The organism is Streptomyces wuyuanensis, from assembly GCF_900103455.1.
Taxonomy (GTDB): Bacteria; Actinomycetota; Actinomycetes; order Streptomycetales; family Streptomycetaceae; genus Streptomyces; species Streptomyces wuyuanensis.
On record NZ_FNHI01000011.1, the window covers coordinates 113,235 to 126,186 of the forward strand.

At 73.9% G+C, this 12,952-nt stretch carries 10 protein-coding genes and 1 pseudogene; 4 read left to right on the forward strand and 7 right to left on the reverse strand.

Annotation, left to right across the window (positions count from 1 at the left end; genetic code table 11):
- The first annotated feature begins 111 nt into the window (after nt 1-111).
- Nucleotides 112-1,008, forward strand: coding sequence for a class I SAM-dependent methyltransferase (locus BLT82_RS17680; RefSeq protein ID WP_093655887.1), 897 nt, complete (start codon nt 112-114; stop codon nt 1,006-1,008).
- 180 nt (nt 1,009-1,188) lie between these two features.
- On the opposite strand, the gene BLT82_RS17685 is transcribed toward BLT82_RS17680, so the two are convergent.
- The 3 genes from BLT82_RS17685 to BLT82_RS17695 all read right to left on the reverse strand — a co-directional run bounded on the left by BLT82_RS17685 (nt 1,189) and on the right by BLT82_RS17695 (nt 5,627).
- Nucleotides 1,189-2,727: a serine/threonine-protein kinase gene (locus tag BLT82_RS17685; RefSeq protein ID WP_093655889.1), complete on the reverse strand. Its 1,539-nt coding sequence runs from the start codon at nt 2,725-2,727 to the stop codon at nt 1,189-1,191.
- Nucleotides 2,724-3,401 carry a hypothetical protein gene (locus tag BLT82_RS17690; RefSeq protein WP_093655891.1) on the reverse strand — a complete coding sequence of 226 codons (678 nt, stop codon included), beginning with the start codon at nt 3,399-3,401 and terminating at the stop codon, nt 2,724-2,726. The genes BLT82_RS17685 and BLT82_RS17690 overlap by 4 nt, the downstream gene beginning before the upstream one ends.
- 168 nt (nt 3,402-3,569) lie before the next feature.
- Nucleotides 3,570-5,627 carry an N-6 DNA methylase gene (locus BLT82_RS17695; protein ID WP_208867949.1) on the reverse strand — a complete coding sequence of 686 codons (2,058 nt, stop codon included), beginning with the start codon at nt 5,625-5,627 and terminating at the stop codon, nt 3,570-3,572.
- 244 nt (nt 5,628-5,871) lie between these two features.
- Between BLT82_RS17695 and BLT82_RS17700 the strand changes: the two genes are divergently transcribed.
- The 3 genes from BLT82_RS17700 to BLT82_RS17710 all read left to right on the forward strand — a co-directional run bounded on the left by BLT82_RS17700 (nt 5,872) and on the right by BLT82_RS17710 (nt 8,240).
- The gene (locus BLT82_RS17700) at nt 5,872-6,681 is read left to right on the forward strand and encodes a DUF4190 domain-containing protein (RefSeq protein ID WP_093655893.1); all 810 of its coding nucleotides are present in this window, start codon (nt 5,872-5,874) and stop codon (nt 6,679-6,681) included.
- Nucleotides 6,682-6,762: 81 nt separating this feature from the next.
- Complete coding sequence (locus tag BLT82_RS17705; RefSeq protein WP_093655895.1) at nt 6,763-7,530, forward strand: LolA-like protein; 768 nt, start codon at nt 6,763-6,765, stop codon at nt 7,528-7,530.
- Nucleotides 7,531-7,793: 263 nt separating this feature from the next.
- The gene (locus BLT82_RS17710; RefSeq protein WP_093655897.1) at nt 7,794-8,240 is read left to right on the forward strand and encodes a lamin tail domain-containing protein; all 447 of its coding nucleotides are present in this window, start codon (nt 7,794-7,796) and stop codon (nt 8,238-8,240) included.
- A gap of 122 nt (nt 8,241-8,362) precedes the next feature.
- Here BLT82_RS17710 and BLT82_RS17715 read toward each other — a convergent pair whose 3' ends face one another.
- From BLT82_RS17715 to BLT82_RS17730, 4 genes and pseudogenes are all read right to left on the reverse strand, one after another.
- The gene (locus tag BLT82_RS17715; protein WP_244292023.1) at nt 8,363-8,968 is read right to left on the reverse strand and encodes a gamma carbonic anhydrase family protein; all 606 of its coding nucleotides are present in this window, start codon (nt 8,966-8,968) and stop codon (nt 8,363-8,365) included.
- A 13-nt stretch (nt 8,969-8,981) separates the two neighbouring features.
- Nucleotides 8,982-9,746, reverse strand: coding sequence for an HNH endonuclease family protein (locus BLT82_RS17720; protein ID WP_093655901.1), 765 nt, complete (start codon nt 9,744-9,746; stop codon nt 8,982-8,984).
- 78 nt (nt 9,747-9,824) lie between these two features.
- Nucleotides 9,825-10,691 (reverse strand): annotated as a pseudogene (locus tag BLT82_RS17725) (SCO6745 family protein).
- Nucleotides 10,692-10,872: 181 nt separating this feature from the next.
- The gene (locus tag BLT82_RS17730) at nt 10,873-12,171 is read right to left on the reverse strand and encodes a hypothetical protein (protein ID WP_093655903.1); all 1,299 of its coding nucleotides are present in this window, start codon (nt 12,169-12,171) and stop codon (nt 10,873-10,875) included.
- Nucleotides 12,172-12,952: the final 781 nt, after the last annotated feature.

Genomic DNA, 12,952 nt, shown 5'->3' on the forward strand with positions numbered 1-12,952 from the left:
GCCGGCCGCTACCCGCTGTACGGGCGCGTCAACGGAAGGACACCGAGACTTCACCCGAATGGCCCCCGTTGGTGGCCCCTTGAGCGGAAATCGCGGCGTAACCTCCCGGCCATGCCCTCCCTCCTGAGCAACCGGCTGGCGAAGCGGATGCTGCGTCCGGCGTTCTCACTGGTGGAACAGCGCCTGGAGCGTGCCACCACCGCGCTCCAGGCCGACCTGGACGCCCTCCACCACGAAGTGGCCGACCTGCGGCGGCAGAGCTACGGTCTCGGGCTGCTGCTCGACCACGCCGGCCGGGACGGCCACCGGATGCCGACCGCGACCCAACTGGACAGGCTGGTCCGGGAGGTGACCACGGTGACGGGCGCGTCGGGCGAGCACGCGCGCCGCGACCTGACGGTGGCGTACCGCACCGTGGTGGCCCTGGAGGCGCTGGGCGTCGGCCGGCTCGCGGGCTCGACCTCGGACGTCTGCGGGAAGCTGGCGACCGTACCGCTGCTGGCCCCGCCGAACGAGGAGGTGCTGGAGATCGGCACCCAGCACGGACTGTTCGCGGCCGCCCTGATGCGCATGCTGCACCGCGCGGGTGTCGAGCCGCGGCTGACGGTCGTCGACCCGCTGGCCGGTGCCCTCGTGCCGACGGGCACCGCGCCCGCACCGGTCCGGGAGGACGTCGTCCGGGCCAACCTGACGCTCTGCGGCAGCCGTTCGGGCACGGAGGCCCGGCTCCTGCGCGGCGCCTCCGCCGACCCGGGCGTGCGCTCCGAGGTGTCCGACCGGCGCTACGGGGTGGTCGTCCTGGCCGGTGACCCGTCCGTCGAGGGCGTGCTCGCGGATCTGGACCTCACGGAGGAACTCGCCGCGGACGGCGCGGTCGTCGTCCTCGACGGACACGGCGACGGCACCCGTCCCGGCGTCGCCGAAGCCCTCGCCAAGCGACTCGCCGACGGCTCCCGGCTGAGGCTGCTGGGCGTGGTCGCGGGAACGGCGTTCTTCCGGGCCGTGTGACACCCGGGCGGTGCCGCGTGCGCATCAGGGCGGCGGGCCGGGGCCATCACCGGCCGCGCTCGGGCGCCTTCAGCCGGTGCAAACCCGCGCCTTCGGCCGGTACGAACCGGCCCCTCGGCCAGTACGGGACCGGCCTCGGCCGTTACGGAACCGGCGCCTCAGCCGGTGCGGACCGGCGCCTCAGCCGGTGCGGAACTGGCGCTGACGGTCAAGCGAGCGACGCAGTTCGACGGCGAGCGGGTGGCCTGGGCCGTAGACGCGTTCCGTGTCGAACAGCAGGTTCTGCAGCTGCTGATGGCCCGCGGTGTGGTCGCCCATCGCCAGCAGCAGATGGCCCATCCGGTGCCGGATGTCGAAGGCCCGTGAGGGGTCTCCCCCGGTCCTGTGGTGGCTCTCGTAGAAGGGCAGCAGCGCCCGGTACTCGGCGAGGGCCGCGGCCGTCTCCCCCAACTGCTCCAGGCACTGCGCCGCGTCGTAGCGGAACTGGAGCGTCTGCGGGTCGCCCGGCCCCGCCTCCGCGGCCCGGTCGTCCGCGAGACGGCGCAGCTCGGGCAGGGCGCGGCGGTACTGGCCGTCGTCCATCAGCGTCGTCGCGTACTGCTTCCGCAGGATGCGGACGACCGGGGACTGCTCCCCGTGCTCCGCGGCGGCCGCCGGGAGGATGCCTCCGAGGATGTCCACGGCCCGCGTGATGCTGCCTTCGCCGAGGAGGCGCTTGACCTCGTCGACGGCGGCGGCGACATCGGGGCGGTCGGCGGCCGGCGCCGCCGCGGCCACCACGCGCGGATCGGGCGGCGACGGAGCAGTCGCCCGATCCGGCCAGGGCGCGTGCGGCCGCAGGAAGGGGCGGGCCGGGTCGAGCGGCCCGCCGGGCGCACCGTGCCGTGTGGGCAGCAGCGGCGTCAGCGCCTCGTACACCTCCTGGGCGCCCGAGGGCCGGTGCTGCGGGTCCTTGGAGAGCAGCCGCAGCACCAGGGCCTCCAGCGGCTCGGGGACCTCGGGCCGGAGCTGCCGCACCGGCAGCGGGGGCTCGTAGAGGTGACGGTGGAGCACACCCAGCGCGGTGGAGCCCGCGAACGGCACGTTGCCGCTGAGCAGTTCGTGGAGCAGCACACCGAGGGCGTACAGGTCCGTGTACGGCCCGACGGCCCCGCCCATGGCCTGCTCGGGCGCCATGTACGCCGGGCTGCCGATGGGCGATCCGGTGTGGGTCAGGCGGGTGGTGTCCGTGTCGATGACGGACGCCACACCGAGGTCGAGGACGGTGACCGTGCCGTCCGGCTTCACCATCACGTTCCGCGGCTTGAGGTCCCGGTGGACGATCGGGACGGCGTGCACGGCGCCGAGGACGGAGCACAGCTGGGCGGCCACGGAGACGGCCCACTCCCAGGGGTACGGGTCGTGCTCGGCGAGGTGGTCGGCGAGGTCCGCGCCCTCGACGTACTGCATGACGAGGTACAGGTCGTCGCCGTCGCTGCCGGCGTCGTGCACGGTGACCAGGCCGGGGTGGGTCACCTGCGCGGTGACGCGGCACTCGCGGACGAAGCGGCGCCGCATCTCGTCGGCCGCGGTGGCGGGCGCCATATGGTCGGGGCGGAGCAGCTTCACCGCCACGCGGCGGTCGAGCCGCTGGTCGTAGCCGGTCCAGACCTGGCCCATGCCGCCCTGGCCTATGACCGTGGAGAGTTCGTAGCGTCCGGCGATGACGCGTCCGTTCACCGGTCACCGCCGTCGGGGCGGGGTTCCTTGCGGAGGAGGTCGCTGAGTTCGTCGAGTTCCGCGCGGACCTGGTCGATGCGACGGTTCGGCTCGAGGCCCGAGGACCGGCCGGGGACGGAACCCGAGGCCGGCGGCTGCGGCTGCGGCTGCGGCCCGGACTGCGAGGGCGACTGCCGCGGCAGGGGAGGGGGCTGCACCGGCCGGGCGTACGGGTTCGGCATCGCCGCCCCGGTGCCCTGCGGGCCGGCCGGCGGATAGCCGTACCCCGACACGGGCGGTTGCGGCGGCAGTCCGTAGCCGACCGGGCCGGCGCCGGCCGTGAGCCGTTCGTAGTGCCGGGTCTCCGCCATCACGTAGTAGGTGATGGACCCGACCATCACGAGCGTGACCCAGCCGAGGATGGTGAACGCCACGCCGTCGGTCATCTCCTCGTTCTCCGGGGAGGCGACACCGGCGAAGACGAGCAGGCCCACGTTGGCCGCGACGGTGGCGCAGAAGAGGATCCAGTCCACCCGCTTGCGGGTGACGATCGCCAGGCGCAGCATCGGCACCCAGGCGAGCAGGCTGCAGCTGAGCACGGCGAGCGCGATGAAGATCACGCGCAGGGTGACCAACGTGCTGTCGGAGGGCCGCCCGGCGGGTCGGGGCGGGTAGCCGTGGCCGTGGCCCTGCATGGCTGCTCCTGGGACTGGTGCGTTCACTGGTGTGAGTTCACGGACTGCTGGTGGGACGAGGTCCGAGCGTATACATCGACACCGACATCCGGCCGTGGGTTGTACCGAACCGTTGTCGAACCGATCACGCCGGGAACGGCCCGGCCGCCCGGACCCGTCCCGCCGGGTTCACGCCTCGACCGTGCCGTCGGTCAGCCCGTCGTAGAGCCCCTGCACGAGCTGTTCGCCCAGCCGCCCCGCGAGACGCAGCGCCGACTCGAACTCGGCGAGTGCCCGGAAGCGGTCCCCGTAGCGCCGCTGTTCGGCGAGCGGCAGGCGGGGCAGCTGGAGGCGGCGCACGTCGAGCCGGGTCGCGGTGGAGGCGTAGCTGCTCGCCTGGCGGTTGTTCGCGGTGCCGCGCAGGAATCCGGCGAGGAACCAGGGGTCCAGCGCCGCCGGATCGGGGCGCAGCAGCTGGAGGTTGCGGCCGAGCGCGGCTCCGGCAGTCGCCTCGTCGACGACACGGGCCGACGGGCCGGCGCCGAGTACGGGCACGACGACGTCACCGGCCCTGACCAGCACCGGCTCGACGGGCTCCTCGCCGGGTGCGGGGCCTTCGGGGAGCGCCCCCGAGGGTGCGGTGCCGTCGAGCACGTCCTGTTCGGTGAGGACGGGCACCGGGCCGGTCCCCGTACCTCCGGACCGCAGTTCGAGGGCTCCCGCGCGGACCAGTTCGCCGACGGTGGTGCCGGGACGGACCGCCGCGCCGCCCGCCGCCGGCTCGGCGGCGCCCGGCGCGAGTTCGCGGGTGAGCCTCAGCGTGTCGTCCAGCCGCTCGCGCACGTCGGCGAGTTCAGCGGCACCTCCCCCGGCCGCGGGTGGCGGCAGATGGCGGGCCGGAGCCAGGTCCACGTCGTCGTCGAGGAGTTCGATGACCGGTACGGACCGGCTCCTCCCGGGCCGTTCCTCCACACCGCCGTCGCGGTCGAAGGGCTGCCAGGCTTCGAGGACCGTGCGGTGCACGCCCTGCCAGTCGAGTTTGTCGCGCCCGCCGCCCGGCTCGGCGAGCTCGGCGGTGTCGACCAGGAGCAGCTCCTGTCCGGGGCGTTCACCGGCGACGGGCCGGCGCAGCACCCAGAGGTGCAGCGGAATGCCGTACGGCGGCGCCGCCCCGGCGGGCAGGGCGACGACGGCGCGCAGCGCACCGCGCCGCAGCAGATCCGCGCGCACCCGGCGGCCCGACTTGCGGGACGCCACGGCCGGCGGCATCAGCAGCACCGCCGCGGCACCCGGGCGCAGCCGGGCGAGCGCGTGCTGCACCCAGGCCAGCTCGGACTCGGTGCGCGCCGGGAAGCCGTACTCCCAGCGGGGGTCGTACGCGAGCTCGTCGTGGCCCCAGTTGCGTTCGTTGAACGGCGGGTGGCAGAGCACGGCGTCCGCGGCGAGTCCGGGGAAGGCGTCGGCGCGGAGGGTGTCGCCGGCGGCCGCCCGGACGTCGGCATCGCCGTGCAGGGCGAGGCGCAGCGCCGTGAGCGTGGCCAGCTCGGGGTCGGCGTCCTGGGCGTACAGGGCGGCGGGCTGCCGGACGGCGCGCAGGAGTTCGCCGGTTCCGGAGGCGGGGTCGAGGACGGTCCGGCCCGGGGTGTCCGCCCCGGCGAGGGCGGCCATGAGCTCGGCCGGACCGGTCGGGGTGAGCGTGTACTGGCGGGGGTTGGCGTCCAGGTACCGGCCGAGCAGGAACTCGAACGCCTGGCGGGCGCCGATCTCGGCGGCGAGCTCGGCGGCGCCCCGCAGAAGGGGGACGGACGGCTCCAGTTCGGCGGGGGCCGGGGTCGGCACGGCCGCGCGCTGCGCCCCGAACCGGGCCTTGAGCACGTTGTCCAGGGCCATGGGGAGCACGGCCGGCAGCCGCTTGTCCGACACGGCGGCCAACTCCAGCCAGCCCGTGGGCCGGTCACGCACGAGCAGCAGGACGCGGCCCGCGTGCCCCAACGCGGTGACGGCACCGGCCGGATGGCCGGAGAGCTCCTGCCAGACCCTTTCCCGCAGCGGTACTTCCGCCAGCTTGCCCTGGACGCGCAGCCACTGCTCGACGTCCCGGAGCGCGAAGGACGGGCTGGTCTCCGTGCCGCCGACGGGCTTGGGGAAGTCGGCGTGCCGGCGACGCCAGTTGCTGACCGCGGCGCGCCCGACGCCCGCCAGCCGGGCGATCCCGGCAGCGGTCACCTCTGCTGCGTTCTCCGGCACGGGCTGCTCCTGTTCTCCGTCGGCGACCTCGCCGGCGCTGATGTGACACCGAGCATAGCGATGACCGCAAGACCGATCACTTCACAGCGTGAGGGAACCCGAATCGCGTGAACCTTGTTGACTCGGTTCACAGGCTCTGGTCTCATTGACCCGTCGCACCGCCAGGCCGTCTGACGGCCCGGACCACGCGGCGTCGCGTTGATCGCCACAACAGGCGCCGATGACACGTCCCTGGAGGACACCCATGTCCCAGTACACGCAGCAGCCCCAGTTCCCGCAGGCGCCCGTACCGGCCGCTCCGGCGCGCAACGGCCTCGGTACCGCCGCGCTGATCCTGGGGATCATCGGCGCCCTGTCCGGCCTGATCCCGCTCTTCTTCTGGCTGGCCGGCATCCTCGGCCTGATCGGGCTGATCCTCGGCCTCTCGGCGAAGGGCCGGGTGAAGCGCGGCGAGGCCACCAACAAGGGAGTCGCCGTCGCCGGCATCGTGCTCGGACTGGTGTCCCTGGTCCTGTCGGTGGTCGGCGCGGTCCTCACCTTCAAGGCCGTGGACGAGGCGGTCGACGAGATCAACAAGGTCACGTCCGGTTCGTCCGCCACCAGGAAGCCGGCCGGGAGCGACAAGCCGCTGGAGAAGGCGAAGGACGGCGAGGACGCGACCGGCAAGGCCCTGGCCGCCGGCGACTCCGCCGCCTACGACGACGACCTGACCATCACCGTGTCCGGGCCCGCGGCCTGGACGCCCGGCGAGTACGCCATCGGCCACACCAAGGGCCACAAGGCCTACAAGGTCACCGTCGTCATCGAGAACGCCGGCAAGGAGAAGTTCGAGGCCGCGCTCGTGACCGCGGAGGCCCGCGCCGGCAAGGAGGGCGTGAAGGCCGAGGCGATCTACGACGGCAAGGTCGGCGAGCCGTTCACCGGCACGATCCTGCCCGGCAAGAAGGTCACCGCCGTCTGGGCCTTCGACGCCCCCGCCGACGCCGAGAACCTGACCGTCGAGGTCAGCCCCGGCTTCGAGTACAACGCCAGCGTCTGGGACCTGAAGCTCTGAGCCTCCGGTCCCGACCGGTCACCCCCACCCCCCGCAGACCCCGTCCCGTCCCACCCGCAATCGCCCCACGGAGAAACCGCCATGCCCGCCGTCCCCCCGACCCGCCTCAAGCACCTCGCCCTCGCCTCGCTCTGCGCCGCCTCCGCCCTCGCCCTGACCGCGTGCGGACCCGTCGACCAGGCGGCCGAGGAGGGGAACAAGCCGACTGCCGAGTCCGGCCCGTACCCCGGCCTCTCGGGCCCCGAAGTCCTCAACAAGGCCATCACCACGACGAAGAAGGCGACCGCGCTCAGACTCAAGGTCAGCATGAAGACCGCGGACGGCCCGGTTCGCGGAGACCTCGCGGTGGACACCAAGGGGGACTGCGCGGGAACCCTCCACATGGGCACGGAGGGCACCACGGAGCTCATCAAGACCGGCGACACGGTCTATCTGCGCTTCGACGAGAAGATGCTGCGCTCCCAGACCGAGGGCAGCTCCGAGGCGGAGACCCAGGCCGCCCTGGACGCGCTGCTGGGCAAGTGGGTGCAGGAGAAGGCCGATGCCGAGGACGCCAAGGACCTCGCGCAGTTCTGCGACCTCGACAGCTACCTCGAGGGGTTCAAGGCCGACGACACCGAGGCGAAGCGGGCCGGCGGCTCGGCGGTCAACGGCACTCCGACGGTCGTCCTCACGGAGTCCTACCGGGGCGAGAAGGCCACCGCCCACGTGGCCGCGAAGGGCACTCCGTACCTGCTCCGGTTCCAGGTGACGGGAGGCGCCGAACCGATCGACATGACCTTCTCGGAGTTCGACAAGCCGGTACCCGTGAAGAAGCCGGCCGAGAAGGACATCGTGGACCTCGGCTGACGGGATCCGCGAGGAGCGGGGGACAGCCGGGAAGGCCGCACGGAGGGGGGCGGCCTTCCCGGCATCTGCGTGGACGGGCGACGGGGCGCGGCCTCCCGGTGCCCCGGGCCGGGCACGGCCCCGCCCTCGGCGGACGGCGCGGCGCGATCGACGGCCCTTCACTTTCCTTCAGAGTTCCCTCACATGCCCTTCACAGTCGGAGGTAATCTCTCCGCAAGCTCGAGCGCTGCCGCTCGAGCGCTGCACCAACATGGGGAGGGTCCTTGAAGCTCCGTTACGCCGCCTCGGCCGCCGCCGTCGCCGCCGCCACCGCCGCCGGTCTGCTGACCGCCACGCCGGCCCACGCCGCCGGTGGAGTGAGCATCTACCGCGTGTCCTACAACTCGCCCGGTTCCGACACCGGTTCGAACACCTCGCTGAACGGCGAGTGGGTCCAGCTCTACAACTCCAGCTCGTCCGCGATCTCCATCCAGGGCTGGAAGCTGCGTGACGTCACCGGCTACACGTACACCTTCAGCGGCAAGATCGGCGCGAGGTCCTACCTCAAGGTGCACACCGGCAAGGGCTCCAACACGGCCGGATACCGCTACTGGGGACGCTCCTGGTACGTCTGGAACAACACCGGGGACACGGCGTACCTGCGCAAGTCCACGGGTACGCTCGTCGACTCCTGCAAGTGGGGCTCGACGGGCTCCTCGAAGTACTGCTGACCCGTACCGCCGGTGCCGTCGGGCACCGGCGTCGCGGCCCTCGGGCGCCGCACCGCACCGGGCCCCGCCGCACCGCGGCCGGCCCGGTGCGGCTCTTCCGGGGCCCGTGCGGTCCCGGCGGGTCAGCCGTCGAGGCGGCGGTCGTCCCGGTGGGCTCCGTAGTACACGGACTGGCGCGCCATGATCGTCCGCATCGAGGTGCCGCGCGGGACGCCGTGGACCGTGCCGGGGAAGTCCAGTCCTCGCTGCTTCTCCCAGAGCTCGTCGTGCCGGTCCGGCGCGAAGAGCTCCGCGGGGTCGCCGGCGGCGACCCAGCCGATGGGCACGACCGTCCCCGGCTCCAGCCGCGAGTTGACGTGCAGCACGCTGTGGATCCGCAGCTCCGATCCCGCCCCGGCGACGGCGCCGGGGAACAGCGCCGCGCCGGTCGCCACGAACACCTCGTCCTCGGCGGTCGCGCCGTTGACGTGGGCGTGCGGCCCGACCAGCACGGCGTCCCCGATGACGGCAGGATGCCCCGCCCGGCCGCGGACGAGTGCGTTCTCCATGACCACGACGTCGGCGCCGGTCCGCACCTCGCCGTCCTCGGCGGTGAGCACGGCCCCGTGCAGGACGCGGGCCCTCTCGCCCAGGACGACGGCCCCGCACAGGACGGCGGAGGGGGCGACGTACGCCGACTCGGGGACCACGGGACGCCGCCCGCGGTGTTCGTACAGCAAGGGCCTCACCCTCCGGCGTCTCTCAGCCTCCGCACTGACTCAGCATCATCCGCTTGTCCGCCGCCGTGACCGGCAGCTCGTACTTGAGTGCCACCTGGGCGAAGCGGACCGCGTACGCGCACCGTATCCGGCGGTCCGGCGGAAGCCAGGAGGCCGGGCCCGAGTCCCGCTTGGCCGAGTTGGCACGGCCCTCGACGGGCAGGAGGTTGAGCACGTCGTTGGCGAACTGCCTGCGCCTGCTCTCCGGCCAGCGGGACGAGCCCATCTGCCAGCTGTACGAAAGCGGCACCACATGGTCGATCTGCACCTCGGCGGCGTCGCGCTTGCGCCACTCGATGGTCTTCCCGGTGTACGGGTCGTGCAGGGTCATGGAGACGACCACGCAGTCGGAGCCGTCGCGGAAGCGCAGGTCCAGGCCGTCGCGCCGCAGCAAATCATTGCGCGTGTCGCACCCGTTCCGGGCGAGTGGAACGCCGTCGGCGGTGTCCGTCCAGGCCCGGCCGAACTCGTCCCGGTCGTAGCCCGTCTTCGGTCCACGGCCCTTGACCGTCAGTCCCTCCACGACCTTGCGGGCCTCCGCACGGTCCCGCTCCGCCGTCAAGGGCGCGAGACCGGGCCTCGTACCGTCCGGGTTGCCGAGCGGGCCGGCCACGCTGCCCGCCGACGGGCCGGAGGCGGAGCCCCCTGCACCGGGCGGGCCGGAACCGGGGACGCAGCCCGCGAGGACGGCGGCGGACAGGACGAGGGCGAACAGCGCCGGTTGCGGCTTGCGCGGGGAGTCGGGCACGCAGGGATCCTAGGGAACAACGGCCCGCGCGAGGGCCGGATCCCGGGGAACGCCCGCCTCTCGGAGCCGGGCCGGGCCTCAGACCCTGCCGATGCCCAGGGTCGTCTCGCGGCAGCAGTCCGGAGCCGAGGACCGCCACCCAGAGCGGGCCGAGGAGTTCGGCGAGCCGGGCGGTGTCCGGCTCGCCCAGCGCGCGCCGGGGTGCGGCGGCCAGTTCGTCCGTGCGGCGCTCCACCCGGGCGCGCAGCGCACGGCCCGCCTCTGTCGCGGTGCCGTCGGCTGCCAGCAGGCCGCGCTCCGCGAGCCGTTCCCTGGCGGCGGCCCACTCGGCGTCGCTCCAGCCTCGACTCGAGAACACCTCCACCGGCGCCGCGCCGATCGCGGCGAACGTCACGAGGGACTCCACCGGGTCGAGACCGGCGTCTGCGAGCGCGAACAGATGCCGTCGCCCCGGTGTTCGCGCAGGACCGTCGCCGCGTGCCAGAGCGTGCAGTGGGGCTCCTCGGGCCAGGGCAGCGCCGCGTTGGCGGCGGCGAGCGGACGGCCCTCGGTGTCCGCGGCCTCGGCGGCCCGCCGGGCGAGGGCGGCGGCCTGGGCGAGTTCGGGGCCGTTCGCCGTCTCGCCCCCGAGTACGGCCCGGTACGCCTCGCCGACCGCGCGGACACGGGCCTCCAGCAGCTTGTCCGGACCGGCCACGTCCCAGCCGACCGGGACGTGCTCGGCGACCATGCGCGGGCTGAAACCGTGGAACGCGGCGGTCACCTCGGCGGCGTCGGGCGTGCCGAGCGGCGCGGCACGCCACGCGAAGTAGCTCGGCCACCGTTCGGCGGTGTCGTAGCCGAGCGCGCCGGCCTCCGCGAAGACCTCGGGCGCGTAGTAGAGGACCGCGTGCAGCGGCTCCAGCAGGTGCCACATCTGCCGTGTGCGTCCGTTCTCGTCGGCCATGGCGTCCCTCTCCCCGATCGCGCTCCCGACCATCTTGACAGTGACTGGATTGGCCCGGCAGCTGGAACTTGTCAATGGTCAGATGCGGATCGGGGGACGCACCCCGTCCGCCGCGCCCGGGACGCCGGACGGCGCCTCGCGGGGTGCGCCGGACGGGGCCTCGGGGCGACCCGGCGGAGCGTCAGCCGACGCAGCCGCGCACGGAGTCGGTCGGCCGGCAGTTGTTCGGGGTGTTGAACATGACCTGGGAGCCGAGGAGCCGGACGGTCCCGGACTGCCGGAAGATGCCGCCGCCGTCGATGGCACGGGTGCCGTTGATGACGGTCCGGTCCAGCGTGGACGTGCCGACCGCGTGGTAGAGGCCGCCGCCCAGCGCCGTCCCGTCCTGCGCGGTGACGGTGTTGCCGGTGATCCTCGACCGGGTGGTCGTCAGCGTGCCGCCCTCCGGGTTGTCCAGGCCGCCGCCCTGAGCCACTCCCCCGGCCGCGTCGACGACGTTGCCGGCGACGGAGCTGCGCAGCAGTTTCAGCTCGCTCCTGGGCCCGAGCCGGATGCCGCCGCCGCGTGCCGTGCCGCCCTGCGCCGTCACCGTGTTGCCGCTGACGTGGGTGTTGTCGACCGTCATGAGGGCGGAGTTGGTGATTCCGCCGCCCTGCGCCGCACCGTCCGGGGCGTCCGCGACATTGCCGCGCACGAAGCTGCCGGTGACGGTCATCCGGCCGGCCGCGGCCGGTGCGGTGTTGGTGATCGCCGCGCGGGCGAAGCCGCCCGGGGCGGACGAACGGTTGTTCCTGATCACGGAGTTCTTGACCGTGCTCTGGGCCATGCCGGCGAGGCCGGAGCCGAAGGCGAAGCTGCGGGTGCCCTCCCTGACCCGCGCCAGGTTGTTGATCACCTGGGCACCCTCGACGGTCAGCGGCCCGTCGTTCGCGATACCGCCGCCCGCGGCCGCGCCGCCGTTGTCTGATCCGGCGTAGACGACGGTGTTGCCGCTGACGACCGAGCTGCGGACGGTGGCGTTGCCGGGATTGTCGATGCCGGCGCCCTGTGCGTACAGCTTCGACTCGGCCCGGTTGCCGGTCACCCTGCTGCGCGTCAGGACCATCTGGCCGAGGTTGGCGATCCCACCGCCGCACGCCATGCCGGGGACGTCCGGGTAGGCAGGGCAGTCGGTCGCGCTGCCGCCGCTGATCGTGGTGTCGTGCATCCTCAGCCGCCCGGTCTTGCCGACGAGCAGGATGCGGAACCTCGGCGCGGTGGCGACGCGGGTGATCGTCGCGCCCTGGCCGTCGACGGTCATCGCACCGGTGATCACCGGCAGGCCGTTGACGGGGTGGAAGGGGTTGGCCCCGGCCGCGAGCCGGTAGGTGCAGCCCGGCGCAAGTCGCAGCGTCTCCGGGGCGGCCGTGCCGTTGGCCGCGCGGATCGCGGTGAGGAGGTGCGGGACGGAGCACGGTACGTCCACGATGCCGGGGACCACGGGCGGCTTCGGCGGCGCGCCGGGCTTGGCCGGCGCCGCGGGCTTGGCGGGGACTGCCGGCTTGACGGGCCCGGGCGGCTTCGCGGGTCCCGGCGGCTTGGGACCCGTGACGGCACCCCCGGGTGCGACGGGGGACGGCGCGGCCGCGGGCGGTGACAGGAGAAGAGGAGGCGCGAGGGGAACCGGTGGGGCGGCGCCCGGGCCCGGAGCGGCGGGAGCCGGGACCGGAGCGGCGGGAGCCGACGGGCCGGTTCCCACGGCGGGGGAAGCCGGAGCAGCGGGAGCGGCAGGAACAGCGGGGGCCACGGGCGCGGACGCCGGGGGCCTCTGCTGCGGCGGCGGAGGCGACGGAGCGGCACCGGCGGCAGTGACGGGGACCGTGACCAGAGCGCCCGCCACGAGACCGACGACGGCCGGAACGTGCTGACGAGACATCAAAGGCTCCTCACTACTGGGGCGGTACGGCCGGCCACGCGGGACCCAGCCCTCGCGAGCCAAGCCGAACACGTCCCGTTCCCGTCGTCGCCCCGGCCTGATCCGTCCGGGCGAGCCGTGCCCCGAACGGGCCACACCGAGTTTCGCCACGGGAAGCGTTCCACCGACCCCGGGACGTACCCCCCGTGGCCCGACGGTCCGGCCCGGTGCGGATTCTGACGGCGCGTCGAAGAAGGGGACCCCGAGTGGGCGTCTGCGGCGGCGCGCATCCCGGGCCCGGGCCGCCACGGTCACTCCCCTCACCACGGCACCACCCCACGCCGCACAGCGCGCCCCGGCACCGCGC